Source organism: Sorangium sp. So ce394 (genome assembly GCF_051474665.1).
In the GTDB taxonomy this organism is placed as follows: domain Bacteria; phylum Myxococcota_A; class Polyangia; order Polyangiales; family Polyangiaceae; genus Sorangium; species Sorangium cellulosum_D.
Genome location: NZ_CP150339.1, coordinates 10,244,215 through 10,271,061, shown reverse-complemented (window position 1 = coordinate 10,271,061; position 26,847 = coordinate 10,244,215). Strand labels below are relative to the sequence as shown.

The 26,847-nt window shown below is 71.7% G+C and carries 24 protein-coding genes and 1 pseudogene; 8 read left to right on the top strand and 17 right to left on the bottom strand.

Features of this window, described 5'->3' with window-relative positions; translation table 11 throughout:
• The first annotated feature begins 3 nt into the window (after positions 1-3).
• From WMF33_RS37890 to WMF33_RS37880, 3 genes are all read left to right on the top strand, one after another.
• Positions 4-858, top strand: a complete 855-nt coding sequence (locus WMF33_RS37890) for an HmuY family protein (protein ID WP_437333164.1) — start codon at positions 4-6, stop codon at positions 856-858.
• The gene (locus tag WMF33_RS37885; protein ID WP_437333163.1) at positions 855-2,549 is read left to right on the top strand and encodes an MXAN_6640 family putative metalloprotease; all 1,695 of its coding nucleotides are present in this window, start codon (positions 855-857) and stop codon (positions 2,547-2,549) included. Before WMF33_RS37890 ends, WMF33_RS37885 begins: the two co-directional genes overlap by 4 nt.
• A gap of 86 nt (positions 2,550-2,635) precedes the next feature.
• Positions 2,636-3,058 carry an STAS/SEC14 domain-containing protein gene (locus WMF33_RS37880; RefSeq protein ID WP_437333162.1) on the top strand — a complete coding sequence of 141 codons (423 nt, stop codon included), beginning with the start codon at positions 2,636-2,638 and terminating at the stop codon, positions 3,056-3,058.
• A 25-nt stretch (positions 3,059-3,083) separates the two neighbouring features.
• Here the strand turns inward: WMF33_RS37880 and WMF33_RS37875 are convergent, their stop codons facing one another.
• Positions 3,084-4,664, bottom strand: a complete 1,581-nt coding sequence (locus WMF33_RS37875) for a S8 family peptidase (protein WP_437333161.1) — start codon at positions 4,662-4,664, stop codon at positions 3,084-3,086.
• 350 nt (positions 4,665-5,014) lie between these two features.
• On the opposite strand from WMF33_RS37875, the gene WMF33_RS37870 reads away from it, so the two are divergent.
• On the top strand, positions 5,015-6,034 hold the full coding sequence (locus WMF33_RS37870; RefSeq protein ID WP_437333160.1) for a lactonase family protein: 1,020 nt from the start codon (positions 5,015-5,017) through the stop codon (positions 6,032-6,034).
• Positions 6,035-6,077: 43 nt separating this feature from the next.
• Here WMF33_RS37870 and WMF33_RS37865 read toward each other — a convergent pair whose 3' ends face one another.
• Positions 6,078-6,632, bottom strand: coding sequence for a hypothetical protein (locus WMF33_RS37865; protein WP_437333159.1), 555 nt, complete (start codon positions 6,630-6,632; stop codon positions 6,078-6,080).
• Between the two features lie 570 nt (positions 6,633-7,202).
• Positions 7,203-7,682, bottom strand: coding sequence for a hemerythrin domain-containing protein (locus tag WMF33_RS37860; protein WP_061625109.1), 480 nt, complete (start codon positions 7,680-7,682; stop codon positions 7,203-7,205).
• A 117-nt stretch (positions 7,683-7,799) separates the two neighbouring features.
• Here WMF33_RS37860 and WMF33_RS37855 point away from each other — a divergent pair, with 117 nt between their 5' ends.
• Complete coding sequence (locus tag WMF33_RS37855; RefSeq protein WP_437333158.1) at positions 7,800-8,435, top strand: FMN-binding negative transcriptional regulator; 636 nt, start codon at positions 7,800-7,802, stop codon at positions 8,433-8,435.
• 138 nt (positions 8,436-8,573) lie between these two features.
• On the opposite strand, the gene WMF33_RS37850 is transcribed toward WMF33_RS37855, so the two are convergent.
• Both WMF33_RS37850 and WMF33_RS37845 read right to left on the bottom strand, forming a co-directional pair.
• Entirely contained in the window at positions 8,574-9,269 is a 696-nt protein-coding gene (locus tag WMF33_RS37850) for a pirin family protein (RefSeq protein WP_437339557.1), read from the bottom strand.
• A gap of 122 nt (positions 9,270-9,391) precedes the next feature.
• Positions 9,392-10,351, bottom strand: coding sequence for a GNAT family N-acetyltransferase (locus WMF33_RS37845; RefSeq protein ID WP_437333157.1), 960 nt, complete (start codon positions 10,349-10,351; stop codon positions 9,392-9,394).
• Positions 10,352-10,586: 235 nt separating this feature from the next.
• Between WMF33_RS37845 and WMF33_RS37840 the strand changes: the two genes are divergently transcribed.
• On the top strand, positions 10,587-10,982 hold the full coding sequence (locus WMF33_RS37840; protein WP_437333156.1) for a hypothetical protein: 396 nt from the start codon (positions 10,587-10,589) through the stop codon (positions 10,980-10,982).
• Positions 10,983-11,021: 39 nt separating this feature from the next.
• Here WMF33_RS37840 and WMF33_RS37835 read toward each other — a convergent pair.
• The 5 genes and pseudogenes from WMF33_RS37835 to WMF33_RS37815 all read right to left on the bottom strand — a co-directional run.
• Positions 11,022-12,113 (bottom strand): annotated as a pseudogene (locus WMF33_RS37835) (recombinase family protein); the annotation flags it as partial.
• Between the two features lie 425 nt (positions 12,114-12,538).
• Entirely contained in the window at positions 12,539-13,714 is a 1,176-nt protein-coding gene (locus tag WMF33_RS37830; protein ID WP_437333155.1) for a hypothetical protein, read from the bottom strand.
• A complete protein-coding gene (locus tag WMF33_RS37825; protein ID WP_437333154.1) occupies positions 13,711-13,941 on the bottom strand; it encodes an acyl carrier protein in 231 nt (76 codons plus the stop codon). Before WMF33_RS37825 ends, WMF33_RS37830 begins: the two co-directional genes overlap by 4 nt.
• A gap of 16 nt (positions 13,942-13,957) precedes the next feature.
• A complete protein-coding gene (locus WMF33_RS37820; protein ID WP_437333153.1) occupies positions 13,958-14,752 on the bottom strand; it encodes an acyltransferase in 795 nt (264 codons plus the stop codon).
• A 252-nt stretch (positions 14,753-15,004) separates the two neighbouring features.
• Positions 15,005-16,033 carry a lysylphosphatidylglycerol synthase domain-containing protein gene (locus WMF33_RS37815; RefSeq protein WP_437333152.1) on the bottom strand — a complete coding sequence of 343 codons (1,029 nt, stop codon included), beginning with the start codon at positions 16,031-16,033 and terminating at the stop codon, positions 15,005-15,007.
• A gap of 155 nt (positions 16,034-16,188) precedes the next feature.
• On the opposite strand from WMF33_RS37815, the gene gor reads away from it, so the two are divergent.
• Both gor and WMF33_RS37805 read left to right on the top strand, forming a co-directional pair.
• Positions 16,189-17,607 carry a glutathione-disulfide reductase gene (gene gor, locus WMF33_RS37810; RefSeq protein WP_437333151.1) on the top strand — a complete coding sequence of 473 codons (1,419 nt, stop codon included), beginning with the start codon at positions 16,189-16,191 and terminating at the stop codon, positions 17,605-17,607.
• 170 nt (positions 17,608-17,777) lie between these two features.
• Entirely contained in the window at positions 17,778-18,368 is a 591-nt protein-coding gene (locus WMF33_RS37805) for a DUF420 domain-containing protein (RefSeq protein WP_061624094.1), read from the top strand.
• Positions 18,369-18,425: 57 nt separating this feature from the next.
• Here WMF33_RS37805 and WMF33_RS37800 read toward each other — a convergent pair whose 3' ends face one another.
• From WMF33_RS37800 to WMF33_RS37770, 7 genes are all read right to left on the bottom strand, one after another.
• Complete coding sequence (locus tag WMF33_RS37800) at positions 18,426-19,076, bottom strand: sulfite oxidase heme-binding subunit YedZ (RefSeq protein WP_437333150.1); 651 nt, start codon at positions 19,074-19,076, stop codon at positions 18,426-18,428.
• A gap of 2 nt (positions 19,077-19,078) precedes the next feature.
• Positions 19,079-20,128 (bottom strand): protein-methionine-sulfoxide reductase catalytic subunit MsrP, encoded by a 1,050-nt coding sequence (msrP, locus tag WMF33_RS37795; RefSeq protein ID WP_437333149.1) that lies wholly within the window; start codon positions 20,126-20,128, stop codon positions 19,079-19,081.
• A 47-nt stretch (positions 20,129-20,175) separates the two neighbouring features.
• A complete protein-coding gene (locus WMF33_RS37790; protein ID WP_437333148.1) occupies positions 20,176-20,958 on the bottom strand; it encodes a DUF5995 family protein in 783 nt (260 codons plus the stop codon).
• Positions 20,959-22,144: 1,186 nt separating this feature from the next.
• A complete protein-coding gene (locus tag WMF33_RS37785) occupies positions 22,145-22,918 on the bottom strand; it encodes a succinate dehydrogenase/fumarate reductase iron-sulfur subunit (RefSeq protein WP_061628390.1) in 774 nt (257 codons plus the stop codon).
• Entirely contained in the window at positions 22,918-24,831 is a 1,914-nt protein-coding gene (locus WMF33_RS37780) for a fumarate reductase/succinate dehydrogenase flavoprotein subunit (RefSeq protein WP_437333147.1), read from the bottom strand. Before WMF33_RS37780 ends, WMF33_RS37785 begins: the two co-directional genes overlap by 1 nt.
• 19 nt (positions 24,832-24,850) lie before the next feature.
• Positions 24,851-25,546 carry a succinate dehydrogenase cytochrome b subunit gene (locus WMF33_RS37775; RefSeq protein ID WP_437314778.1) on the bottom strand — a complete coding sequence of 232 codons (696 nt, stop codon included), beginning with the start codon at positions 25,544-25,546 and terminating at the stop codon, positions 24,851-24,853.
• A gap of 158 nt (positions 25,547-25,704) precedes the next feature.
• Positions 25,705-26,565 carry a response regulator gene (locus tag WMF33_RS37770; RefSeq protein ID WP_437333146.1) on the bottom strand — a complete coding sequence of 287 codons (861 nt, stop codon included), beginning with the start codon at positions 26,563-26,565 and terminating at the stop codon, positions 25,705-25,707.
• Between the last annotated feature and the right edge of the window lie 282 nt (positions 26,566-26,847).

Genomic DNA, 26,847 nt, shown 5'->3' with positions numbered 1-26,847 from the left:
CACATGCGCTCCTCCCCGGCCTCCGCTCTCCTCGCAGCGGGGTTCGCCCTGCTCGCCCTCTGCGCCTGCGGCTCCGACGAACCGGCCAGTCCCGGCGCGGGCGGCGCCGGAGCAGGCGGCGGCGCGAGCGACGGGGGCGGCGGCTCCGCCGCGGAGCCGCAGCCCGCGTGCCTCGAGCCGACCCCGGTGCCCTGCGAGGACGAGGTCTTCCAGCAGATGAACCTCCAGTCCGAGGTGGCGCCCGGGGAGCTCAGCAACGAGCAGGACGGCGGCGGGTTCCGCTCCCTCATCGACGCCACCGCGGGCGGCGCCTTCGCCTCCGAGCCCCACGCCTACGTCTATGCCCGGTTCACCGACGGCGGCCTCGAGAAGGTCGAGATCTCCGACGAGGCGTCGCTCGGATCGATGGACTGGGACATCGCCTTCCGGCGCTACGTCGTGCGCATCAACAGCGGCCACTCCGGGCCGTCCTGCGTGACGGCGGCGCGGCTGCCGGGGACGCCCGACTACGACGCGCTCGCCGAGGCGCCCGGCGAGCTGAGGCTCCGCAGCGACGAGTACTTCACGAGCGACATGAGCGACATGAGCGACACGAGCGACAGCTGCGCTCTCATCCCGGACGGCTCCGGGCTGGAGTCGCCGGCGACCGCGCTCTCCGGCTACTGGAAGTACCCCGGCTGCGTGCAGATGAGCGGCGCCGTCTACGTCCTCCAGCTCGCGGACGGCCGGAGGCTCAAGCTGACCGTCACGCACTTCTACGACGAGGAGAACCAGGCGACGTGCCAGGAGACCGGCGAGGTCCCGATGGGCGACACCGGCGCGGCCAACCTCCAGATCCGGTGGGCCTTCCTCCCGTGAGCCGGCCCTCCGGCGCCGGGCGCCCCGCCCCCGCGCGGCGCCGCCGCGCCGCCTGCGCCGCGGCCTCGTGGCGCCGCCGCGCCGCCTGCGCCGCAACCTCGCTCGCCCCGGCGCTCGCCGCCTCGCTCGCCCCGGCGCTCGCGGCCTGCGGCGCCGGCGACGCGCCCCCGCTCGACGGGCCCGCCGCGGCGCCGCTCGATCGGCCGGACACGCGCGGCACCGATCTCCAGTTCCGGTTCGATCCGGACGACGCGGTCGAGACCTTCGCGTCGGCCTCCGGGAGCTTCCTTGTCCACTTCGCGCGCGAGGGGCGCAGCGCGGTGCCCGCCGAGGACGCCGACGCGACGGGCGTCCCCGACTTCGTCGAGGAGGTCGCCGCCATCTACGACGAGGTGATCGTCCACTACCGCGACGTCCTCGGCTTCCGGCCGCCGAGGAGCGACGAGGACCTCCCCGACAACGGCGGCGACGGCCGCTTCGACGTCTACCTCGTCGACTTCGCCGGCGTCGGCGACGGCGTGTTCCGCGTCGACGCCTGCGCGCCGGACGACGAGGGCCGCTGCGCCGGCTTCATGACCCAGGAGAACGACTTCAGCGGCTACGACTACCCGTCGACGCGGATCGCGAACCGGATCCTCGGCAGCCACGAGCTCTTCCACGCCGTGCAGGCGGCCTACGATCACGGCCAGGACACGCCGATGCTGGAGGGCAGCGCGGTCTGGGCGACCGAGTCGTTCGACCCCTCGCTCCAGGACTTCGAGGGCTTCGTCGGCGGCTACCTCTCGAACACGGATCGATCGCTCGACGTGCCCATGATCGGCCCGGTCGACCCCTTCAGCTACGGGAGCGCGCTCTTCTTCCAGTTCCTCGAGGAGCGCTACGGCGACGGCACGGTCCGCGAGCTCTGGGAGCGCGTCGAGGACGGCGCGTTCGGCGAGGCCGATCCCGGGTGGTTCGAGCAGCTCGACCCCTTGCTCGCGTCGCGGGCGCAGGCGACGTTCGCCGACGGGTTCGTGGAGTTCGCCGCCTGGAACCTGCTCACCGGCCTCCACGCCGATCCCGAGCGCTCCTACGCCGCCGGGGCCGGCTACCGGGGCCTCGTCCCGCGCTCCGTCGCGGCGCCGCACGCCGGCCGGCTCCGCGTCTTCCACGCGTCGGCGCAGTACTTCAGCGCCCCGCCCGACGGGCGCGCGGCCATGACCGCCGCGCTCGCGGGCGACCCCGCGCAGCTCGAGGGCCTCGCCCTGCTGTTCGCGGCGCGGCGCGGCCGCGCGTACGGCGAGATCGCGCGCGCCGACGACGTCGCCGCCGGCGCGGAGCTCGTCGACACGGCCGGCGCCGACGGCCTCGCCGTGATCGTGGTGAACGGCCTCCAGGACGGCGACTCGCGCAAGCCGACGCTGTGCATCGGCACGGCCGACGAGGTCGCGGCGTGCCGGGCCGAAGCGGAGGGCGGCGGCGGCGCGGGCGGCGGCGGCGGCGCGGGCGGCGGCGGTGGTGCGGGCGGCGCGGGCGGCGGAGGAGAGGCGCCGCCGGAGGGCGAGGAGGGCGGCGACGACGGCGGGTGCGGCTGCCGCGTCGTGGCGCCCGCCGCGGCCGGGAGCTCCGCCGCGGCCGGGAGCTTCGCGCTCGGCGCGTCGCTGCTCGCGCTCGCCCTGCGCCGGCGCAGGTTCACGCGCATCCACCGCTGATCTCGGCCGATCGCTCACCCGCTGCGGCGCGCCCGCTGCGCCGGAATGCGGTCCCGCGCTCGACGCGAGACGCTACGATGCTCTGTATGAGCGACCCCGGTCCCGAGGCTGCGCGCCTCACCCTTCGCGAGGATCCGGACGGCTTGCTGTGCACCGTCGTCGCGGGCGACCTGTCGGACGACATGGCGCGCGAGATCGCCGCCGCCTGCAAGGGCCTGTCGGACAGCGGCCGCGAGGTCCTCGTGCTCTCGGATACGCGTCGCATCGGCACCATCTTGCCGTCGGCGCGCAAGGTGATGGCGAGCGAGATGCGCGCCGTGCGCTTCGACGCCATCGCGCTCTTCGGGGCGAGCTTCGCCGTGCGCGTCGTCTGCACGCTCGCGGCGAAGAGCGTGCAGCTCCTCACGCAGCAGTCCTATCCCGTGCAGTTCTTCGAGACGGAAGCCGAGGCGCGCGCGTGGCTCCTCGCGCAGCGGGACGCGCTCCGCGGGAGCCGGCCGCGCGCGTGACGTCACGCGCCGGCCGCGCGCGACGTCACGCGCCGGCCGCGCGCGACATCACGCGCCGGCGCGCCGCCGCGGCCAGGCCGAGGAGCGCCGCGACCGCGAGGCCGCGCCGCTCGCCCGAGGGAGCGCCGGCCGCCGCGCACGCGCAGCCCGCCTGCTCGTCCTCGCCCCCTTCTTCCGGCGGCTGCGGCTCCGGCGGCGGCGGCTCGTCCCCGAGCACCTCCCGGAGCGCCGCGACCGGGTCGATGATCCCGTACCCGAAGATGGGGTCGTGCCCGCGCTCGTCGGGGAGGGCGAACGGCGCCGGCCGCGCGGTGCGGATCAGGATGTCGTAGAGCTCGCCCGCGGTCCGCTCGGGCGCGGCGCTCACGAGCAGCGCGGCGACGCCGGCGGCGACCGGGCACGCCGAGGAGGTCCCGCCGAACAGCGACGTGTAGTCGTCCGGGCTGTCGCCCTCGCGCCCGGCGATATCGGTGCTCAGCGTCCCCGTGGGCGCGACGAGATCGAGGGAGCTCCCGCGGTTCGTGAACGACGTCTCCTCTTCCAGGTGGTTGACCGCGCCCACGTTGAGGACGCCGCGCGCGGCCTGGATCTCGTCGTCGCGGATCTCCCGGTTGTCGTTGCCGGCGGCGAAGAGGACGAGCGCCCCCTTCCCGTCGCGCCCGGCGTCGAACAGGCGGTTGATCGCGTCCTCGACCACCCTGGGGACGGGCATCGGCTCGGCGTATCCCCAGCTGTTGGACACGACGGCGGCGTTCACCTCCAGGGCGAACTCGAAGGCGTCGACGGAGGCGGAGAGCGGCTGCGGCTCCTCGTCGAGCAGCCGCACGCACCGCAGCCTGCACTCGGGGCAGCCGCCCGCGATGCCCACGCCGTTGTCGGTGTCGGCGGCGATGAGGCCCGCGCAGGCGGTCCCGTGGTTCACGCCCTCTGCGCCGGGCAGGTAGGTGGGGTCGTCGTCGCCGTCGATGACGTCCAGGCCCGGATCCATCTTCGCGGCGAGGTCGGGGTGATCGAGATCGCAGCCGGTGTCGACGACGACGATGGACGTGGCCGCGTCGCCCCGCGTGCGCCCCCACGCCTCTTCCATCCTGAGGTCGTCGAAGTACCACTGTCCGGGCAGGCGCGGGTCGTCCGGCGTGAACGGCGCGCCGCGCGCCTGGAGGCGCACGTGGAGGTCCGGGATCGCCTCGCGCAGGAAGGCCGGCCGCGCCGCGCCCTGCAGCCGCTCGGCGACGTCGAGGCCGTCGCCGTCGCCCGTGTCCCTGACGAGCCATAGCCCGATGGAGGGCATCAGCGGCCTCACCACATCGAGGCCCGCGCCGGCGAGCTCGCCCTCGGCGCCCGGCTCGACCTTCACGATCGCGGTCGCGCCCACGCTCGCGTGGATCGTCCGGCCGTCGGGGTAGCGGAGCCGCAGCGGCGAGAGCGCGCCGCCGGACGCGCCCCGCGCGGCCGGCCCGAGCCGCTCGACGGCGACGCGGCGCCCGCCGTCCAGGAACGACGGCGCGCTCGCGGCCGGGCGCGCGCCGCTGGCGAGGGCGTCGCCGGCGCCGGCGGCCAGGAGGAGCGCCGCCGAGGAAAGCAGGATCGAGGGCTTGCGTCTCATCGCTCTCCTGGATCTACCGGACCGCGCGGCACCCGACCAGGGCCGCCCTGGAGCGGCGCTCGGACGAGAAAGAACCAGACCGCGATCCGGCGCTCCGCGGAGCGAGAGGAGGAGAGAGGCCGCCGAGGCGCCGAGGACGCCAAGGACGCCAAGGAGCATGGATATTCCCGGTGAGCGCTCCGCAACGATTCAGACCGCCGGAGTGTCGATATGCCCGAGCAGCAGATTTGCGAATGCTCGAGGCAAGGCGACGCGCCCTCGGCGTCGCCTTTCCAGGGGGCGTCGGATCGGATAGAAGGCGTTCCTCTCCACCCTGCCAGCTGGCGCTGGCCGAAAGCCCCTTCACCGCGATGACCCAGGCCGCCACCTACGTTTACGTCTCCAACGCCGAGAGCCGCGAGATCTCGGTGCTGCGCCTCGACACCGCCGACGGATCGCTGGCACCCGTGCAGACCGTCGGCGTCGACGGCCAGGCCGGGCCGCTGGCGATCTCGCCGGATCGGCGCTTCCTCTACGTCGCGTTGCGCTCGGAGCCCTATGCCGTGCAGAGCTTCGCGCTCGACGCCGCGAGCGGGCATTTGAGGCCGCTGTCGGCGGCGCCGCTGCCGGACAGCATGGCGCACATCGTCACCGATCGCAGCGGTAGAACCCTCTTCGGCGCCTCCTACCACGGCCACAAGATCACCGTCAGCCCGCTCGGCGGCGACGGCTCGGTCCGCGCGCCTGCTGCGGTGTTGCCCGCCGGCCGCCACGCGCATGCCACCCTGGTGGATCCGTCGAACCGCTATGTCTTCGTCAGCGCCCTCGGCTCGGATGCGGTGCTGCAGTGGCGCTTCGACGCGGCCACCGGCCAGCTCACGCCCAATGATCCGGAGGCGCTGCCGGTGCATCCGCAGGCCGGCCCGCGCCACCTGGTGTTCTCTCCCGACGGGCGCTTCGTCTACCTGCTCAACGAGCTGGACGCGACCGTCGAGCTCCTGGCCTTCGACGCCGAGCGCGGCACGCTGTCGGCGGTCCAGCGCCTCTCCACGCTGCCCGAGGGCTTCTCGGGCAAGCCCTGGGCGGCCGACCTGCACCTCACGCCCGACGGCCGCTTCCTCTACACCTCGGAGCGCACGTCGAGCACGCTGGCCGGCTTCAGCGTCGATGCGCAGACCGGCCGCCTGACCCTGGTCTCGCACGCGCCCACGGAACGGCAGCCGCGCGCCTTCCAGGTCGACCCCAGCGGCCGCTGGCTCGTCGCCGCCGGGCAGCTCTCGCACGCCGTGCGCGTGCACGCCATCGACCCCGCGAGCGGCCGGCTCACCGCCTCGACGTCGTTTCCGGTGGGCCGGAACCCCCTCTGGGTCGAGATCCTGAGCTTCCCCTGAGGGGGAGGCCCGCGGCGCCGGTGCTCGTCGCGCGGCCCCGGCGCTATCCCTTCTCGGCGCCTCGGATCACCATCGACGCGAGCAGGTCCATCATCCTCGACAGGTCCTCCCGCGCCGCTCCGTCGGGGAGCGCCACGAGCCGCGTCGCGACGCGCTCCAGGAACTGCTGCCGCGCCCGCTCGAAGCCCGGCGCCAGCTGGTCGTGCAGCGCGCACGTCACCAGCTCCTGATCGAGCTGCCGCCAGAAGAACTTGCTGTCGACGGTCGTGGCGCAGAGCCGGCCGGTGAAGCCGACCACCGTCCGCGCGCCCGCCTCGAGGAGCTTGTCGAACAGCGGGCCGCTCGCCGTCTCGCCGCAGCAGAAATACAGCACGCGGCCGCGCGCCCAGAGCTCGATCTCCTGCGCGGGGCTCTCGTGCGATAGCAGGATTCCGTCCGGCGACTCGTCGTCCACGACGCAGCTCGTCCTGCCGTGGGACGACACGACGATCCCGCGGAACGGGTTGCCCCCGCTCTCGGCCCGCGCGATCTGGCGGATGATCCTCCGCCGCTCCGCGCTCGCGCGCCCGAACGGTACGATGGAGAACTGCTCTCCCATACGCCCATAGAGCTGCGTGCGCCCCGTCGCGAACCACGCGCTATCCGGGTCGAAGGATGTGTCAATCGAGAGTACAGGTCGAGCCGTCATCCTACCTCCGTCGAAGATTCCCCGTGTGCGCTGCCCAGCGCTCGCCCGCACCGGCGAGCGCCGCCGCTCGCGCCCGCCGCGCCGGCCGGCTGCCGCCGGGCATCAGGCCCGCCCAGCGGCTTCTTCGCAGCATCATCCATCGTATCCGGTGGCATCTCGAGCCCCTGCCGCAAGACGCGCAACAGTGTACGATAGCGACTGTAGGGGAATTCCTTCTAGAAAAATCGTGTTCGTTCCGATGAATTTTCTCACTCACGTATGCTGTTGGTGGGCTCCTGCGCGCGCGGCGGCTCATCTTTTTACCGCGGGCGGCTTACCGCGGGCGGCGGCACGCGCGCGTTGCGCGGGGGTGTCGCGTCGAGACATCGCCGAGAAGCCGCGAAGCGCGCCGCGCGGCGGGGGGGCTCACATGAGCGCGCTGCCCCGCCGCGCGCCCGCGCCGCGGCGCCCACCGAGCGTCGCGGCGGGGCAGCGCGCGGCTCAGGGGAGGGGCGCGGCGGCGTCGGTCTGGCCGAGGACGAGCTTGCGGGGCTCGCCCTGCCGGAGCTCGCTCATCCGCGCCTGCATCGCCTGCCCGAGCTCCTCGCGCGCGCCGTCGTCGAGGAGCTTCTTCACCTTGGGAAACAGGTGCTCTTCCTCCTCCTTGTGGTGGTGCTCGAGCTGCTCGGCGAGCACGTGCAGCTTGGGCCCGAACTTCTCGTCCTTGGTGTCGAGCGCCAGGAGATCGGCCAGCACGCGCTTGAGCGACAGGTGCTCCTCCAGCGACTCGAGGAGGATATCCTCGGTGCGGCGGGCCCGAACGGCGGGGTAAAAGTGCTGCTCCTCGAGCGTGATGTGCGTGGCGAGGAGGTCGGCGGCCGTGAAAAACTGCTCAGGGGCGACGGAAGAGGCCTTTTTCAGGCCGGAGAACTGCTGCTCGAGCTCGCGGTGATGGCGCTCGAGAAGATCGATGGCGTCCATAGAGACCTCTATGTAGCGGGCGCCGCCCCGCGAGCAAGCCGGGCAGACGCCCGTGCGCCGCGCCGGGCGGCGCTCATCCCGGCGCCGCGCGCGGCGGAGCGGGTGTAAGCTCTCGGCATGTACTCGCCTGCGGCATTCGCCGAGACGGATCGCGATCGGCTGCTCGATCTCGTCGAGCGACACAGCTTCGGCTGCCTCATGGCGGCGGATGATCAGGGCGGCATCGAGATCGCGCACCTGCCGTTCGTGCTCGATCGCGACGCCGGGCCCTCCGGGCGGCTCCGCGCGCACGTCGCGCGGGCGAACCCCATCTGGCGGCTGGCCACGGGCGGCAGGCCGGTCGTCGCGGTGTTCTCCGGGCCGCACGGGTATGTCTCGCCCCGCTGGTACGAGCAGCCGACCAGGCAGGTGCCGACGTGGAATTACGCCGTGGTGCACGCCCACGGGCGCGCCGCTTCGCCGATGAGCCAGGATGAGCTGATTCGGCTGCTCGACGACCTCGCCGGCATCCACGAGCGCGGCGCGGCCGAGCCCTGGAGCTCGAGCGCGCTCGACCGCGAGCTCCACGAGAACCTCCTCCGCGGGATCGTGGGGATCACCATCGAGATCGACCGCCTCGAGGGCAAGTTCAAGCTGAGCCAGAACCGCTCGCCCGCCGACCAGGCGCGCGTCGCCCGCGCGCTCGCCGAGCGCGGGAGCCCGGATGATCTCGACATGGCGCGCCTGATGAAGGCGCGGGGCGAGCCGCGGTGAGCCGCGGGGCGGGCCGGACCGCCCCACGGCAACGCCGATGTCTCAACCAGGGAGCTCCTGACGCAGATTGCCGATCTGCCCTTCACGCGAGCCCGTTCACGCGAGCCCGTTCACGCGAGCCCGTTCACGCGAGCCCCTTCACGCGAGATCGAACAGCAGCACCTCGCCCGCGTCCTTCCCGACCAGGTGGAGCGCGCCTCCCGCGCTGATCGCCGCCGCGTCGCCGGCCTCGAGCACCGTCCCGTTCAGCGCGACGCTCCCGCGCGCCACGTGGACCCACGCGCTCCGCCCGGCCGCGAGCTCGTACCGCGCCTCTTCTCCCTGCCCGAACAGGCCCGCGAACAGGCTCACGTCCTGGTGGACCGTCACGGAGCCGTCGCGCCCGTCCTGCGAGGCGACCAGCCGCAGCTTGCCCTGGCGCTCCTCCTTCGAGAACGCCTTCTGCTCGTAGCTCGGCGGATAGCCGCGCCGGTCCGGCAGGATCCAGATCTGCAGCAGGTGGGTCTCGCCCGTCTTCGACGGGTTCATCTCGCTGTGGAACACGCCCGTGCCCGCCGACATGCGCTGGACCTCGCCTGGGCGGATGGTCGAGCCGTTCCCCATGCTGTCCCGGTGCGCGACCTCCCCCTCGAGGACATAGGTGATGATCTCCATGTTCTGGTGCGGGTGCGACCCGAACCCCCGCGCCGGCGCGACGCGATCGTCGTTGATCACGCGGAGCGCCCGGAAGCCCATGTGCGCCGGGTCCTGGTAGTCGGCGAACGAGAACGTGTGGAACGACTTCAGCCATCCGTGGTCGGCATAGCCGCGCTCGCTGGAGCGGCGGAGCTGCATCGAAGAAGTGGTGTTTGCCATGCGCTTCATGATGCGTCGGCCGATCCATCTTGTGAATCGGCATTCACCTCATGGCTTCCATCTGGATCGTAGATGGATCCTCCCCCGCCGGGGGGCCGCTGTCAGACGACCTCGAGGTTGGTCGCCTCGGCGTCCAGCCACGGCCCGTCGCCCGGGAGGAGCACGAAGGCGTCGAAGGACGCGTCGGTCGGGCGGGCGCCGGCCGTCCTGAGCTGGGCCTGGGGGACGAGCGCCAGGTTGGGCGCGCTCACCACGGGCGCGGTGGCCTGCCCGGCGAAGGCCTCGGAGGCGGCGCGCAGCACGGCCGCGAGCCGGTCGGCGGTCGGCTCGGGCAGGAAGAGCGTGTCGACCGTCGCCACCCGGTCGATCCCCCGGGCGGTCGCGATCTCGGACAGGAACACCGCGGCGGCGCCGACCGGCCGGCCCGCCTCTTCGACGAGCAGCAGCCGGCGCGGCCGCGGATCGCGCAGGCTGTGCTCGAGCTGCGCCGCGTCGGGCGCCGACCACAGCACGCGGTCGTCGCCGCACGCCGCGATCGCCGCGAGCACATCGGCCGCGGCCTCGGTCGGCCTGGCCACGGCCTGCGTCGGCGCGGCGCTCGCCCGGGGGACGAAGCCGTGGTTCCGGCACGTGGCCAGCTGCTTGCGCCTGAGGCCGGCCGCTTTGACCGCCTTGTAGAGCACGCGCTGCGCGGGCCCTGAGCGCGCCTCCACGAACACCACGATCGGCAGGCCGGACGCGCGGAGGCTGGCCAGGAGCTCGCCGTACAGCCGGCTCGCGAGCCCCTGTCCCTGGAACTTGGGGCGCACGCTCACGAACGAGAGGACGTAGCCCGGGGACGCGGCGCCGCGGAAGCGGAAGCGGCGCGGCGCGACGCCGATGAAGCCGGCCGGCTCGCCGCCCTCGCGCGCGAGCACGGCGCGTGGCGCCGGGCCGGGGAAGCCGAGCTGCCACTTCAGGTAGTCGGCCGTGTAGTGGAGTGCCGGCGGCGGCCACGCCTCGCGTAGGATAAGGCTGGCCTCCTCCGCCGCGGCGATCGGGTCGACGTGCTCGAGCTGCATGGCCGAGAGCCTCGCAGAATCCCTCGGAAAACGGAACCAACGGAACCGAGCGCCGCGCTAGTCCGTCTTCGGTCCCTCGTCTCTCGTCTTCCGTCTTCCGTGCTCGTCCTTCGTGCGCGTGCGCGTGACCACGCGGACACGGTCGACAAAGCTTACCCTTCGGCCTGTCCGTACGGTGGCGCGCGTCGCCGTGCCCGCCCGCCCCACTACCGTGGAGGTCTAGCGGCACGATGTAGTGCACGCGCAGCATCGTGGTCGTCACCTCGACCTTCTCTACGAGCAGTTCCACGATCGCTCGGCGATCTTCCCAGGTGCAGCGCTCCAGCCCTCGGCGCAGCCGCTCCTTCAGCTGCCGGAGCTCGTCGACGACCTCTCGCTGCTGCAGCGCACGCCGCTGGTCGTGCTGCCCTTGCGCGAGCCGTGCCTCGCACTGCTGCTTGCTTTCGTCGAGTCGGTCTCGGCGTGCTCGAAGCTCGTCGAGCGTGATCGCTCCGGCTTGGTAAGCGTCCACCAGCCGGCTGATCGCTCCCTCCATGGCTCGCGCTTCGCGCACGAGACGTCGGCGCTCCCGCTCGTACGCCTCCAGCATCGTGTGGGCCTTATCGCGCTGCGCGTCGAGCTGGGCCGCTAGCTGCTCGGGCTCCTGGAGCCAGCGCTCCAGGTCTTGCCAGAGCACTTGCTCGACGTCCTCGGCGCGCAGCGAGGGGCGCGGGCACGGGGCGGCGTCACGCCCGTTGAACCGATCCCGCCCGCCGCAAGTGTAGTACCGGTACTCGCCGCGCCCGCCGGAATCCGTGGCGCGTCCCCACAGCGTTCGGCCACATTCAGTACAGATCAGCAGCCCCCGCAGCAGATAGGGGCGCTTAACCTGCCCCGCCGTACGCTGCCGGTTGTCGCGCAAGCGCTGCTGCACCGTGGCAAACAGCTCCGGGTCGACGAGCGCCGGCACGCTCGCACCGATCCACTGCTCTTCCGGCCGGCGCCGGAAGGACGACTTGCGCCGGCGGCGGTAGTGGCGCCGATCGCGCGGGCGCCGCGGTTCAGCGGCCTCGTACTTCTGGTGATGGGCACAGCCCACGTACACACGGTTGCGCAGCAGCCCCCCGATCGTGCTCGTCTGCCATGGCCGACCCTTGCGGCTCGCGGTCCCTTGCTCCTCGAGCCGCTGCGCAACGTGCCGCAAGGGCAGGCCCTCGTAGCCTACCCACGCGAAAATCTGGCGTACCACCGACGCTTCGCACTCCTCGACCACCACCGTGCCTGGCTGATGCCGAGCTCCCGGCAGGTATCGGTAGCCGTACGGAGGATTGGCCCACCCCGGCGGCGCGCCCGAGCGTGCCCGATGCAGCATGCCACGGCGGGTCCGGTCGAGGATCTTGGCGCGCTCGTACTCGGCGAAGACCCCGCGCATCGACAGCGCCATCCGCTCCTCGTCGGTGCGCGCAGCCCCGCCGTGGATGAAGATGAGCTCAACGCCCTTGCGCGTGAGCTCGTCAAGCACAATTTGCTGATCAACGAAGCGCCGCGCCAACCGATCCGCGTCATACATCACGACGGCGTCGAGCTGCTCCTGCGCTACGGCGTCGCGCAACGCGTCGAGCCCTGGGCGCCGAAGCGTCTCGCCCGACCAGCCATCGTCGAGGTAGCGGTGCTCCGGGTCGATCGTCGCTCCCATCGCCGCAACATGGTGGTCAATGGCCGCGACCTGCGACTCGATCGTGCGCTCTTGCTCCTGCCGGCCTGTCGAGACCCGTGCATACATCCCTATCGTGCTCATGTCCCCCTCCGCTGACGCCCGCCTCGCTGGCGCGACGGAGCAACCGCTCGACCACGAGCGCCATCCGCTCGCCCGCCGCTCGTTGCCCCACGCTCCGGCGCTCGATCTTCCACTCCTTCCCCTGATGTCTTCGCTGTCCCACCCGCAAGCCTGGAGCCCGCGAAGCGCGAGCGACGGCCCAGGAACGGAACGGCGAGCTGCCTCATCCAGTGCAGCCCGAGTTTGTCGACCGTGTCCGCGTGCGCGTGCGCGTGCGCGCTGACTCCGGGGAATCGCGCCCGCGCACGCTGACTCCCGGAAATCGCGCACGCGCACGCGCACGGAAGAGCGAAGACGAAAGACGGGAGACGGAAGACGAAGACGGGGACGAGAGACGGAGGACGAGTTGTCAGTCCCAGCGAAAAACCGCTCTACAGACCCGCCATCTCGGGAGAACGGCGCACGATATCGGGCCACCCCGAAGGGTCGTTGCCGTGCTGGGCGAGGAACGCGTACACCCAGCGCTCGAGCCCGAACGCGATGCACACGCTGTGCATCGGGCCCGCGCCCTCGACATTGCAGCTGAACGCGCGGCCGAAGAAGTCGGTGTGGTAGTTCAGCGACCCGGCCGCCACCCGCTCGCCCTCCGGGAGCATCAGCGAGATCTCGTACTTCGTCTCGCTGCTGATCTGGAAGTACGTCTTGGCCGCCGCGTCCGGCGCGATGAAGAACGGATCGCTCGCCGTCCGGATCTCGCCCGCGAGCCGGTGCTCGTCGAGGTAGCGCGCCACGAGCTCGTTCCCCTGCTCCCGCAGCCCAAGGACATTCTCCCGCGTCCCGAGGAAGACGATCTCCCGCATCGTGAACTCCCAGAGCCGCCGGAGATCGACCATCTTGCTCGACTCGTAGCGGAAGCAGCGGCCCGCGAGGGCGTAACGCGCGCCGCCCGCCGGCAGCACGCGGTCCCGGTTCGCCGCGTAGACGTGATAACAGACCGCCGGCGAGAGGCAGACCTCCGGGTGCGCCATGTCGCCGAGCGCCCGGTCGTCGAGCGTCTCCCGGTCCTGGTGCCGCGCCCGGAAATCCTCGATGCGCGGCATGTCCTCCGGCAGGTGGCACGCGAACGTGACGATGTGAGGGAACGAGCGAAAATAATCGCACTTCGACAGCGTCGCGGCCGGGATCAACGTCGGTACCAGGATCGGGCTCGGCGAGAACGGCGCGCCGAGCGCCTCCAGCGAGCGATCGAAATAGCGGTAGAGCCGCAGCGGGATCCCCTCCAGGGCGACCTGGCCCTGGCCCATCTGCGTGATCCCGGCGGGGAGCGCGCCCCCGCGGAACTCGACCCGGTCGCACGCCGGGCTGCGGTACACGAGCTTCCGCGTGAGCGAGCGCAGGCTGCGCTGCATGGTGCGCGCGAGCGCCTCGGCCGCGCGCGCGAGATCGGCCGCGCGCTCCTCGGGGGCCTCGAACTCCAGCGCCGCGCCCTCGCGGACGAAGCGGATGTCCGAGATCTCCTTCGAGAGGAACGCGATCTGCTTCGGGATCTCCTCCTGCGCCATCTCGGTCGCGGGCGTCGCGAGCTCGACGGTGACCGTTTTCCTCACGAGGCACGCTCCTGGATGAGGGCGCTCAGCGCCCGCGGCGTGCGCGCGAGGCTGAACTTGTCGTCGGGGAGCGTCACGTTGAACTTGTCCTCCAGCTCGGTGAGCAGCTGGAGCGCGCGAATCGAGGAGAACCCCGCATCGTAGATGTCGTCGTCGGGCTGTATCGCGGCCGGCAGGCTGCCGACCGTGACGATGACCTCGATCACCTTCTCGACCTCAATCGCCATGAGCAAGCTCCAGGGTTCAAGATGCGCTGCCTTCGAGCGAGCGCCTCCTCACGTCGTCCGCGCCGTTGCTCCTCGCGCCGGCGCGGTCCGCCTCGGCGGCCGGCGGCGGCTCGGTCCGGAGGGATGCCACCCGCCGCGCCGGATTGCCAGCGACGACCGTGTACGGCGGGACATCGGCCATCACGATGGAGCCCGCCGCCACGACGCTGCCCTCGCCGACCGTGACCCCCGGGAAGATCATCGACCGGGCGCCGAGCCAGACGTTGTCCTCGATGACCACGGGCCGCACCTCGCTGTCCGCGGGGGGCAAGCCGCGCTTGCGGTCCTCCGGGTCGCTCGGGTGGCCGCTCGAGTCGAGGATGTAGACGCTCCCCGCGATCCGGCAATGCTTGCCGATGGTCACCGACTTGCCGACGATGATCCGGCAGTCGTGCCCGATCCCGGTGTTATCGCCGATCCGCAAGGTGGGCCGGTCGGAGAACCGCGCGGCGAAGACGATGTTGACCTTGCCGTCGAGCACCACATTGTCGCCGAGGATCATCTCGCCCCGGCCCTGGATGTAGTGAATGAAGTTCCCCGTCCGGACACCCTTGCCGTACCGGGAGCAGTGCGACTTGAGGTGCGGCTCGCACACGAGCACGCGAGCGCCGAACCAATACGCCTCGCGCGCCGCTTCGAACGCCACGCGCATCGGGACCACGATCGGCCGCGGCGCGGGCAGCGTGAAGCTCTTGACCTGCCGGCGCACCTGGCGCACGGCGCGGGCGACGCTGTGATCGGAGGTGGCGAGGAAACGAACCAGGTTCTTCATGGAGGGTCGCTCTGCGCAGCCTGGCCGGAGCAGCGATGTTCAGCGGGGCGCCCGGCAAGAAGGACGGAAGGAACGTCAGGGAGCCTGAGAGTATACCCCGGAGCCTGCCGCGTCGATCGCTCTCTAATCGCTGTATCGCGTGGTCCCGGCGCGGTTCCGGACCCTATTACAAACCAATTACAGGCAGCGCATCACCCACGAGCATAAGCAAATCTCGTGACAACACCGCGGCGCGGGCCGCGCGACGCCGGTTCAGGCCGGCTCTCGTTGCGCGCCCGTGGGGGCGGCGCCCGCGGGGGGAGCGGCGGTGGGGTCCTTCGCCTCCATATGGGGCAAAACGCCACGGAGCAGGGCCAGGCCGAGCGCGGCCTCGACGAGGGTGAGCGCCACCGCCCAGGTGGTCGTGGTGGCGGCGATGGCGGCGAGGCGCTCCTCGCGCGTGACCCCGGCCGCGAACCCCTCGAGGAGCGCGGCGGCGAGCACGTCGCGCGTGCCGAAGCCCTGCGGGGTGAGCGGGAGCGTCACCGCCACCATCAGGATGGGGATGTACGTCAAGGCAGCCCCGAGGGGGATATGCACGCCGAAGAACCAGAAGGGGAGCCAGGTGCCGGCGAACAGGACGAGGAGGTGCGGCACGCGCGCGGCGAGGGCGACGAGGTGGCCGCGCACGCCGGCCTCGAAGAGGGGGGCGAGGAGCTTGGTGCGAGCGAGCCGGGCGGGGCGCAGCGCGAGGACGGCGAGGTAGAGCACGCCCGCGGCGAGGAGCAGGGCGGACCCGGCGAGCGGCCCGCCGTTCGCGGGCACGGCGACCGCGCCGAGGAGGAGCAAGCAGCCGAGCCACGACGCGTAGACGACGAGCGTCGCGCCGGCGACGCGCGCGAGCGGCGCGCCGTGCGCGCGCGCGAGGAAGACCGTGATGAACGCCTGGCCCACGTGGTGGTTGAGCAGCGAGGGGAGGTAGGAGGCGCCGCGGAGCACGAAGAAGTCGCGGAAGGCGACGGGGGCGATCAGCCGGCGGTAGACGAGGACGGTCGCGAACGTGTCGGCGGCGAGGAGCGCGAGGATGAAGAGGGCGGCGAACGCGCCGAAGAGCGGGGCGTCGACGCGCGAGAGGGCGGCGCGGAAGGCGTCGAGGTCGAGGCGGCCGAGGACGAACGCGACGAGCGCGATCGCCAGCGCGAAGGGCAGGGCGCGCCGCGCGCGAGCCCAGAGGCGCGCCGCGCGCCGCGTGGGCGGGGGCGCGGCGTCGGCGAAGGGTCCGGTGTGGGTCGGGGAGCGCAACGGCGGGACCCTAGCAGAATCCCCGCCGAGGGGCCGAGAGGAGCGGCGCCCGCGACCGCGCCGCCTCCCGGCCTCAGCGGACGCGCGCCGGCCCCGCCTCCGGTGAGCGCACGCTGCGCGGCGACCGCGCCCCGCATGGGGCATAGTCGTCCACCATGTCCAAGTACGATTACGATCTGTTCGTCATCGGCGCCGGCTCCGGCGGCGTGCGCGCCGCCCGCATGTCCGCTTCCTACGGCGCCAGGGTCGCCATCGCCGAGTCGCGCCACCTCGGCGGAACGTGCGTCAACCTGGGATGCATCCCGAAGAAGCTCCTCGTCTACGCCTCGCACTACACCGAGGACTTCGAGGACGCCGCCGGCTACGGCTGGTCGGTGCCCGGCCACGGCGGCGACGGGCAGGCCGGCCCGTCGTTCGACTGGGCGACGTTCCTCCGGAACAAGAACAAGGAGATCGAGCGCCTGAACGGCGTCTACGAGCGGCTGCTGAAGAACTCGGGCGCCGACATCCGCTGGGGCCAGGCCAAGGTCGTGGACCCGCACGCCGTCGAGATCGACGGCGCCAGGATCACCGCCGAGCGGATCCTCGTCGCGACCGGCAGCTACCCGTGGGTCCCGGACCTGCCCGGGCGCGAGCTCGCGGTCACCTCGGACGACGCGTTCCACTTCAAGAGCATGCCGCGGCGCGCGGTCATCGTCGGCGGCGGCTACATCGCGGTCGAGCTCGCCGGGATCTTCCACGGGCTCGGGGCCAAGGTGTCGCTGGTCCACCGCGGCATGCACCTCCTGCGCGGCTTCGACGACGACATCCGGGCGTTCCTCGCCGCCGAGATCCAGAAGAAGGGCCTCGACCTCCGCCTCGGCGCGAGCGTCGAGAACATCGAGCGGCGCGGCGACGGGCTGTGCGCGGCGCTCGCCGACGGCACCGAGCTCGCGGCCGACTGCGTGCTGTACGCGACGGGGCGCCTGCCGAAGACCAAGGGGCTCGGCCTCGAGGAGGTCGGGGTGGCGCTCGACGAGGACGGCGCGGTCGTGGTGGACGACGCGTTCCAGTCGTCGGTCCCGTCCATCTACGCGATCGGCGACGTGATCGCGCGCGTGCAGCTCACGCCCGTCGCCATCGCCGAGGCGATGGCGCTGGCGAAGCGGCTCTTCCGCGGCGAGGACGGTCGCGTGGACTACACCGGCATCCCGACCGCCGTGTTCAGCCAGCCGAACGTCGGCACCGTCGGCCTGTCGGAGTCGCAGGCGCGAGAGCACCACGACGTCGCCGTGTACCTCTCGACCTTCCGCGCGCTCAAGCACACCCTCTCCGGGCGCGAGGAGAAGACGATGATGAAGCTGGTCGTCGACCGCGCGACCGACCGGGTGCTCGGCGTCCACATGGTCGGGCCCGACGCCGGCGAGATCATCCAGGGGTTCGCGGTCGCGCTGAAGTGCGGCGCGACAAAGGCGCAGTTCGACGCGACGGTCGGCATCCACCCGACCGCGGCCGAGGAGTTCGTGACCATGCGCGAGCCGCTGCGGAACATGGATCGCAGCCCCCCGATGGGGATCGCGCCGAGCTCGGCGTAGCCCGCGGGCGCGCGTGCGCCGCCCACGCCGGCGCGCGCGCCCGCCCGTGCGCTGGCGACGGCTGCCGTCGGTTGCCGGCCACGTCCGTCCGCCTTCGCCGGCCTTCGATCGCCGGCGTCCGGCCGCTCCGGCTCGCCCGCTCGCGTTCGCGCTCTGCGCGCTCCTCTGGTATGGACCGCGCGATGTCGACACCCGCCTCGACCCCCTTGAAGCCGGTCGGCCTGCTCGCCCGCACCAACGACCGCTCGTTCTACGTCTTCAACGCCGTGCTCTCCGCGGCCGCGCTGGCGTTCCTCGCGTACATCCTCATCATCCGGCGCGGCGCGGGCGGCGCGGACCTCCGCTTCATGCCGCCGCTGAACGCCGCGCTCAACGCGACGGCCGCCACGCTGCTCGTCGCGGGCTGGATCGCGATCAAGCGCCGCGCGATCGTCGCGCACAAGTACCTGATGGTCTCGGCGTTCGTCGCCTCGTCGCTGTTCCTCGTCGGCTACCTCGCCTACCACTTCGTCCACGGGGACACGAAGTACCAGGGCACCGGCCCGCTCCGCGCCGTCTACTTCGCCGTGCTCATCTCGCACATCGTGCTGTCGGCGGGCATCGTGCCGCTCGCGCTGACGTCGTTCTACTTCGCCTACAAGGCGAACTTCGCGAAGCACGCCCGGGTCGCGCGGGTGACGCTGCCCCTCTGGCTGTACGTGTCGGTGACGGGCGTGCTCATCTATTTCATGCTGCGCGGCAGCCCGCCGGCGGTGCCGTGAGCGCGCCGCCGCGCGCGCCCGGCCTCGGAGGCCCTCGGCGGCGGCGCGGCGCAGGGCTCAGCGCGACGCCGCGCGCCTCTGCAGGACGGCGCTGACGATGCGCGCCGCGAAGAGCAGGGCGAGCAGCGCGGCGTAGATCATCGGCTCGGTCGCGTCCTTCTTCACGCGGAGGAAGAAGTGCGCGACCCCGAGGACGGCGGCGACGTACGCGAGGCGGTGCAGCCGCTTCCAGCGCGCGGCGCCGAGGCGCTTCAGCATGCGCGCGGTCGACGTCGCCGCGAGCGGGACGAGCAGGAGGAGCGCGACGAAGCCGGCGAGGATGAACGGGCGCTCGGTGATGTCCTCGACGATCGCGCGGACGTCGAGCCCCTGATCGACGAGCGCATACGTCAGGAAGTGCGCGCACGCGTAGAAGAAGGCGAGCAGCCCGAGCGCCTTGCGGATGCGCAGGGGAAACGTCCAGCCCGAGACGATCTTGAGCGGCGTCGCCGCAAGGGACGCGACGAGCAGCACGAGCGCGAGGAGCCCGAGCTGGTTCAGCGCCTCGGCGACGGCGTTCGCGCCGAGCGCGCCGGCGCGGGCGCGCAGGCCGAGCACGGCCAGCGGGATCAGCCCGCCGGTGACGACCGCCGGCACGAGCCAGGGCAGCTTCCGGCCGGCGCGCGCCTGGGCGCCCGGCCGCGACATCGTCCTCGCGGGCGCGCCCATGGTCAGAAGCTCTCCCGCAGGTCCATGCCGCTGTAGAGGCTGGCCACCTCCTCCGCGTAGCCGTTGAACGGCAGCGTGGGACGGCGGCGCAGCTCACCGATCCTCCGCTCGGTCGCCTGGCTCCAGCGCGGGTGATCCACCGCGGGGTTCACGTTGGCGTAGAAGCCGTACTCGTCCGGCGCGGCCTGGCTCCACGTCGTCTTCGGCTGTCGCTCCGTGAGCTTGATGCTGACGATCGATTTGCACCCCTTGAACCCGTATTTCCACGGGACCACCAGGCGAATCGGCGCTCCGTTCTGGCCGAGCAGCGATTTGCCGTAGAGGCCCACGGCCAGCATCGTGAGCGGGTGCATCGCCTCGTCGAGCCGGAGCCCCTCGACGTAAGGCCAGTCGAGGACGTCGCTCCGCTGGCCGGGCAGCCGCTCCGGATCGAGCAGCGTGGTGAACTGGACGTACCGGGCGCGGGAGGTCGGCTCGAGGCGCCGGAGCAGCGCGGCCAAGGGGAACCCGAGCCAGGGGATCACCATCGACCACGCCTCGACGCACCGCATGCGATAGACGCGCTCCTCCAGGGGAAACCACGCGAGCAGGGTGTCGAGGTCGATGACCGCGGGCTTCTTGATCTCCCCCTCGCACGCGACGGCCCAGGGGCGTAGGCGGAGCCGGCCGGCGTTCTTGGACGGCTCCGACTTGCTCAGGCCGAGCTCGTAGAAGTTGTTGTAGGTGACGATGGCCTCGTAGTCGGTCCGCGCTTCGTCGGTGACGAACGCGTTCTTCGCGCTCGCCTCGCCCGCCTCGCCCGTCGCGCCCGCCTCGCGGCGCGGCGCGGCGCCGTCCAGCGGCGGCGCGCTGGCGAGCGGCGCGGCCTCGCCGCCGGGGGCGCCGGCGTCCGCCACGCCGGCCTCGCCGCCGGTCAGCCAGACGAGGCCGCCGCCGATGGCCGACGCCGTCCCCGCGAAGAGCGCGGCGTTCTTCAGGAGCTCGCGCCGCCTCAGGTAGAGCGCTGGAGGGGTGATCTCGCTGGCGGGCGGCTCCTTGGGCAGCTTGCTCATGCCCCATTCTACGATCGGCCCGGGCTCCGGTTACGGGCCGGACGCGCTCACGCGGCCCTTGACATGAGGCGGAGCGCGGCGTGGGGCGCGTGGTGGAGCGAGGGCAGCGCGAGCATCTGCCCGATGCGCGCGGAGCGCTGCTCCACCCCGCGGGCGACCGCCGCCCGCTCGCTCGCGGTGCGCGCCTTGAGCAGGGCCAGCACGTCGGTCCAGACGCGCTCGCGCCACCGCGAGAGCATCTCCATCGACACCCAGACCGCGAGATCGGGGGCGGTGTCGCGGAAGATCGCGCTCAGGGGGCAGCCATGCCGGACCGCGAGGCGCTCGAGCGCCTCGACGACCGAGCGGCGGAGCAGGGTATTGACCTCATCGTGATCGTGCTTGAGCCGCGCGAGCATCCGCGGGTCGCGGCCGTGCCCGAACTCGACGATCGTCGCGTGGATCCCGAAGACCAGGTCGTAGTTGATGTGCGCGCTGAACCCGAGCAGGGCGTTCTGCACGGGGGGCGCGAACCGGGACGAGGTGCTCGCGTACGCGATGTGCCAGGCGCCGCAGTCCTGCGCCGCGCCCCGCTCGCACCACCGGAACGTCTCGAGGTACCGCTCGCAGAACCGCCCGGCGAGGCGCGAGATCCACGCGGGCTCGAGGAACATGCCGTCGGGCCGCTCCACCTGCGCCGCGACCGCGCGCGTGACGATACCGTAGACGTCGGTGAACGCCGCCCGCCGATCGCCCGCGGCGATCAGGCGATCCGTCACGGTGTCGAGAACAACGGCAGCATCGTGGACGCTCTTCGGGTGCAGATTAAGGCCGTCGATGCAGCTGCTCATGAAGTCCCCTCCTACTTCTTCGCTCGTCAAAGAGACCTGATCCGATGTTCGAACTTCCGCGTCCGACCGCCTCGCTGGCGCCGGCCGCATCGCCTGAGCGCAGCATGAACGGTGAAGCGGCGGCGCCGGCCGTCGCTCCGCCCGGACCCGGCCTTTCTGGTCTGCGTCCCGGTGCGCGTCGTTCCCATGTCGAAAGCGGATCTGGAGACCCGCCGGGAGAAAGGTCGCCGCGGATGTTGCCCTTGCTTCTCCTACTGCCGGCCCTCCCCAGAACCGGCCCCCCGCAGAAGAGCGATGACTCGATGCGATCCAGACGCGCTCGCCGCGGGATGCCCCCCCTCGCTGCGGCGCTCTAAGTTGAACCTAGTCTACGACATGGTGTGGGGTGACCACAATTGTCTTATGACCGCTGATCCCGTTCGGGACAGTTTTGAGGTTATGCTAACTAGCGACCTCGAACAAGCGGCAGTTGACCCTGACACGTTTCTTTCTCGCGCGGGAGATCGCCACGGCATCTTCCGGGTTGCGCTGCTACTGGAGCGAAGGTTTGTCGAATTCGGAAAGTCATCGTCTCGCGTAGCTGCAAGTCGCGACGAGATGTTCTCGAAACATGCCGAGTGCTTATCCCATGTCGGCTGTACGGTCGGCGCCGGGAATGTGAAGAGCGTTTAGGAAGCCCCTGAGCCGGCGCTCAGGAAACTCCTGGTACGTTTTCCACAAGGGAGGTCGGTTTTTTGCGTCGATGTTGAAAATGTCGCGAATGTGGCGGATGAGGACGCTCGCGTCGCGACGGCCGCCGTCACAGCGCGGCCGCGCCAGCGGCAGGGCTCGCCTGTCATCGCGGCTGGGCCCTGCCGCGTGGTCCTCGCGCCGAGGTCCTGCAGCCTGCGCCTGCAGGGCGCGGGGGCCGGCCGTACGGCGGCGATCGCCCGGAGGGCGCGCCGTGACCGCCGGGCGCAGGGCGCGCCCCGGCGCTGGACGGCCGGGCATCGCGAGCGGCCGCGGCGCCGACGGCGCGGCCCCGGCGCGCGCGGGACGGCCGTGACGGAGCGCTGGCGTCCACGGCATGCGCGGCGGCGGGGCTTTGCTGTCGAGGAGCGAGGAGTAAATGAGGAGGGGCTTCGCTGGCCAGGGAGGGGGAGGGGCGACGGCGCCGCCGGGCGAGGCCGGCGAGCCGGCGCGGCGCTCAGCCGGTGCCGCCCTTGGCCTGCACGTCGCGGTAGCGCAGCGTCGCGCGCAGGTAATCGCGGTTCATCTGCGCGATCACGTCGAGGGGGATCTCCTTCGGGCAGACCGCCTCGCACTCGCCGACGTTCGTGCAGTGGCCGAAGCTCTCGGCGCGCATCTGGCCCACCATGTTGAGGCTCCGCTGATCGCGCTCCGGCTGGCCCTGCGGCAGGATGTTGAGGTGCGTGAGCTTCGCCGCGGTGAAGAGCGAGGCCGACGCGTTCGGGCACGACGCGACGCAGGCGCCGCAGCCGATGCACGCGGCCGCGTCCATGGAGCGCTCGGCGACCGGCTTCGGCACGGGGACGGCGTTCGCGTCCGGCGCGCTGCCGGTCGGCACCGAGACGTAGCCGCCCGCCGCGATGATGCGGTCGAACGCGCTGCGGTCCACCGCGAGGTCGCTCACGACCGGGAACGCCTGAGCCCGCCACGGCTCGAGCCACAGCACATCGCCGTCCTTGTAGTGACGCATGTGCAGCTGACACACGGTCGTCCCACGGAGGGGGCCGTGCGCCTGGCCGTTGATCATGAAGCCGCACATGCCGCAGATGCCCTCGCGACAGTCGTGATCGAAGGCGATCGGCTCCTCACCCTTGAGGATGAGCCGCTGATTGAGCACATCGAGCATCTCGAGGAAGGACATGTGCTCGCTGACGTCGGGCACCTCGTACGTGACGAACCGGCCCGCTTCGTACTTGCCCTTCTGACGCCAGACATGGAGGGTGAGGCGCATTATTTGTAACTCCGCTGCGTTGGGTGAACCTCGTTGAACTGGAGCGGCTCCTTGTAGAGCTCCTGGGCCTGACCTTCGCCTCGCCAGCCCCAGGCGGCGACATAGGTGAAGTTCTCGTCGTCGCGCTTCGCCTCGCCCTCGGGGGTCTGGTGCTCCTCGCGGAAGTGCCCGCCGCACGACTCTTCCCGGTAGAGGGCGTCGCGGCACATGAGCTCCGCCAGCTCGAAGAAGTCGGCGACGCGCGCCGCCTTCTCGAGCTCCTGGTTCAGGCCGGTGCCCGTGCCCGAGACGCGGACGTCGCGGTGGAACTGCTCCCGGAGCTCCGGGATCCGAGCGAGCGCGCCCTTGAGCCCGGCCGCGTTGCGCGCCATCCCGCACTGCTCCCACATGATCTTGCCGAGCTCGCGGTGGAACGAGTCGGCCGTGCGCGAGCCGTTCGCGGCGAGCAGCCTGTTCAGCCGCTCGCCCGCGTCGCGCTCGGCGTCCCGCACGGCGGGGTGGAGGTCGTCGACCCGCTCGAGCTTCGTCGACGCGAGGTAATCGCCGATGGTGTAGGGGATGATGAAGTAGCCGTCGGCGAGGCCCTGCATCAGCGCGCTCGCCCCGAGGCGGTTCGCGCCGTGGTCGGAGAAGTTCGCCTCGCCGAGCACGAACATGCCGGGGATCGTGCTCATCAGGTTGTAGTCGACCCAGAGCCCGCCCATCGTGTAGTGGATGGCCGGGTAGATGCGCATCGGGACCGCGTACGGGTCGTCGCCGGTGATGCGCTCGTACATGTCGAAGAGGTTGCCGTAGCGCTCGGCGATGGCGGGCTTGCCGAGGCGCCGGATGGCGTCCGAGAAGTCGAGGTACACGCCGAGCCGGGTCGGCCCCACGCCGCGGCCCTCGTCGCACACCGCCTTGGCCGCGCGCGACGCGACGTCGCGCGGCACGAGGTTGCCGAAGCTCGGGTAGCGGCGCTCGAGGTAGTAGTCGCGCTCGCCCTCCGGGATGAGCTCCGGCGGGCGGGTGTCGCCCGCGTTCGTCGGCACCCAGATGCGGCCGTCGTTCCGGAGCGACTCGCTCATGAGCGTGAGCTTCGACTGGTAGTCGCCCGAGACCGGGATGCACGTCGGGTGGATCTGGGTGAAGCAGGGGTTGCCGAAGAGGGCGCCGCGCTTGTGCGCCCGCCAGATGGCGGTGGCGTTCGACCCCTTCGCGTTCGTCGAGAGGAAGAAGACGTTGCCGTAGCCGCCGGAGGCGAGGACGACCGCGTCGCCGAGGTGCGTCTCGAGCGCGCCCGTGATCAGGTTGCGCGTGACGAGGCCGCGCGCCTTGCCGTCGACCACGATGAGGTCGAGCATCTCGGTGCGCGGGTACATCTTGACCTTGCCGAGGCCGATCTGCCGCTCGAGCGCCTGGTAGGCGCCGAGGAGGAGCTGCTGACCCGTCTGCCCGCGCGCGTAGAACGTGCGCGACACCTGCGCGCCGCCGAAGGAGCGGTTCGCGAGCACGCCGCCGTACTCGCGCGCGAACGGCACGCCCTGCGCGGCGCACTGGTCGATGATGTTCACGCTGATCTGCGCGAGCCGGTACACGTTGGCCTCGCGCGCGCGGTAGTCGCCGCCCTTCACGGTGTCGTAGAAGAGGCGGTAGATGCTGTCGCCGTCGTTCTGGTAGTTCTTCGCGGCGTTGATGCCGCCCTGCGCGGCGATGCTGTGGGCGCGGCGCGGAGAGTCCTGGAAGCAGAAGCTCTTCACGTTGTAGCCGAGCTCGGCCAGCGTCGCGCTCGCCGCGCCGCCGGCGAGGCCGGTGCCGACGACGAGGATCGTGTACTTCCGCTTGTTCGCCGGGTTGACGAGCTTCAGGTTGAAGCGGTGCTGGTCCCACTTCTTTTCGATGGGACCTTCGGGGATCTTCGCATTGAGCTGCATGATGACGGGGGCTCCGGGCTCAGCGGACGATGCCGAACAGGACGGCCAGCGGGATGGAGGAGAAGCCGACGGCGAGCAGGATCGACGCGGCGGCGGCGAACTTCCTGAGCGCCGGCGTGTAGCGCGGGTGGCTGAGGCCCATCGACTGGAACATGCTCCACGCGCCGTGGTAGAGGTGCAGCGCGAGCAGGCCCATCGCCACCATGTAGGCAATGGCCACGGGCGCCGAGCTGAAGCCCTTCACGACGTTGTCGTAGGCGTCGAGCGGCACGAAGTCGGGGTGCACGGTGCCCGTCGTCAGGTGCAGCAGGTGATAGAGGATGAACGCGGCGAGGACGCCGCCGCTCAGCAGCATCGTGCGGGCGGCGAGGTTCGGGTGCCTCTGCCCCTTCACCTGGTAGCGGACCGGCCGGGCAGCGCGGCTGTGCAGCGCGAGCGATACGCCCGTGTAGACGTGGACGATGAGGGAGGCGAGGAGGAGCAGCCGCGTCCCCCAGAGCAGGGAGGGCGTCCCGTGGAGGAAGGCGGCGTAGTCGTTGAACTTCTGCCGGCCGAGGAAGACCTGCAGGTTGCCGGCCATGTGGCCGATCACGAAGCCGAAGAAGACGACGCCGCTCAGCGCCATCGCGAACTTCTTGCCGACGAGATCCCGGTAGAAGAGCGCGATGCGCTGGGCCCTGGTGGGGAGAGTCGATGGGGCAGCAGTGGGGCTCATCGCTCCCCTCCTTTAGTGGCGTGCGAACGCGTTCGCCAGAGGGAATCTCGCGCTCGATCGCGGAAGATTTTGCGGGCGTCGGCCGCAGATCTCGGCCCGAGGGAGGCGCGCTGCCCGCGGCGTTCGCGGCGGGGCGGGCGGGGCGCGGACGATGGGCGTCAGGCGGCGCGCGGGTCGTGCGCGCGTCTTACCTTGCGACCGTAAAACGCCAGCGCGAGCTCGATCGCGAAGATGCCGACGGCCTGCTCTTCCTGGCTGGTGAACGCCGGCAGGCGCTCGTCGCGGAGGACGACGAGGCCGCCGATCGAGCGCTCGCCCAGGCGGAGCGGCGCCACGATGGCGGCGCCGAAGCGCTCGCCCTCCGCGGTACAGAGCAGGTCGGGCGCGTCGTCCGCCGACAGGCGGACGGGGGCGAGCGCGCCCTCGACCTGGCCGGCGAGCCGCGCGATGAACGCGGCAGACACCTCGGCGCCGGAGGCCGCCTGGTAGAGCGCGGCCCCGTGGTCGAGCGCCAGGGAGAGCGCGGCGCTCGTTGTATAGACCACCTTGGCCGCGAGATCCACGGCGCGTTCGGGGAAGTCGTCCCGCGCGAGGGACGCGACCAGGGCGGCGCTCGCCTGGTGGACGGCCGCCACCGCGTCGAGGTGGGTGCGCAGCATGGCCGCCTCGAGCAGCCGCTTCATGTCCTCGATGTCGTACGGCTTCTCGAGGATGTCGTACGCGCCGCTCTGCATGCACTCCACGGCGGCCTGCGCGCTCGAGCACGGTGCGCCGACGATGATCTCGAGGTCCGGGCTGATCGCCTTGAGCGCGGCGATGGTCCCGGCGCCTTCCATGCCGGGCGCCCTCACGTCGGCGATCGCGAGGTCGAACCGGCGCGCCTTGACGAGCTCGATCGCGGCGAGGCCGCTCTCGGCGCAGGTGACGTCGAAGCCGCCGTCGCTGAGCTCGACCGCAAGCCTGTCGAGGACCCTCTTCTCGGCGTCTACCACCAGCACATGGGGTCGGGCCTGGCTCACTGATGCCTCCTCCTCTGGTTACAAGGGGTGCCGCGCCGCCTGCCGTCCGGCGCCGTCGTGATCGCGCGATGACCACGCCGGTCGTGGCCGATGTCGCCCCACCCGGCGGAGCCCCCTCCGGTCTCTACCAGCTGTCCAAAGTTCGCCTACAGTCCAATAGAACCGGGTTTCCAGCGAAACGGAAGCCGAAGCGGCGTTGACGCGGTCCTCCTTGAACAGGGCGAGGCGCCGCGCGCCCGGCGCTGATGTGCTCCGGTATGCCGATTCCTGTGGGCCGTGTGA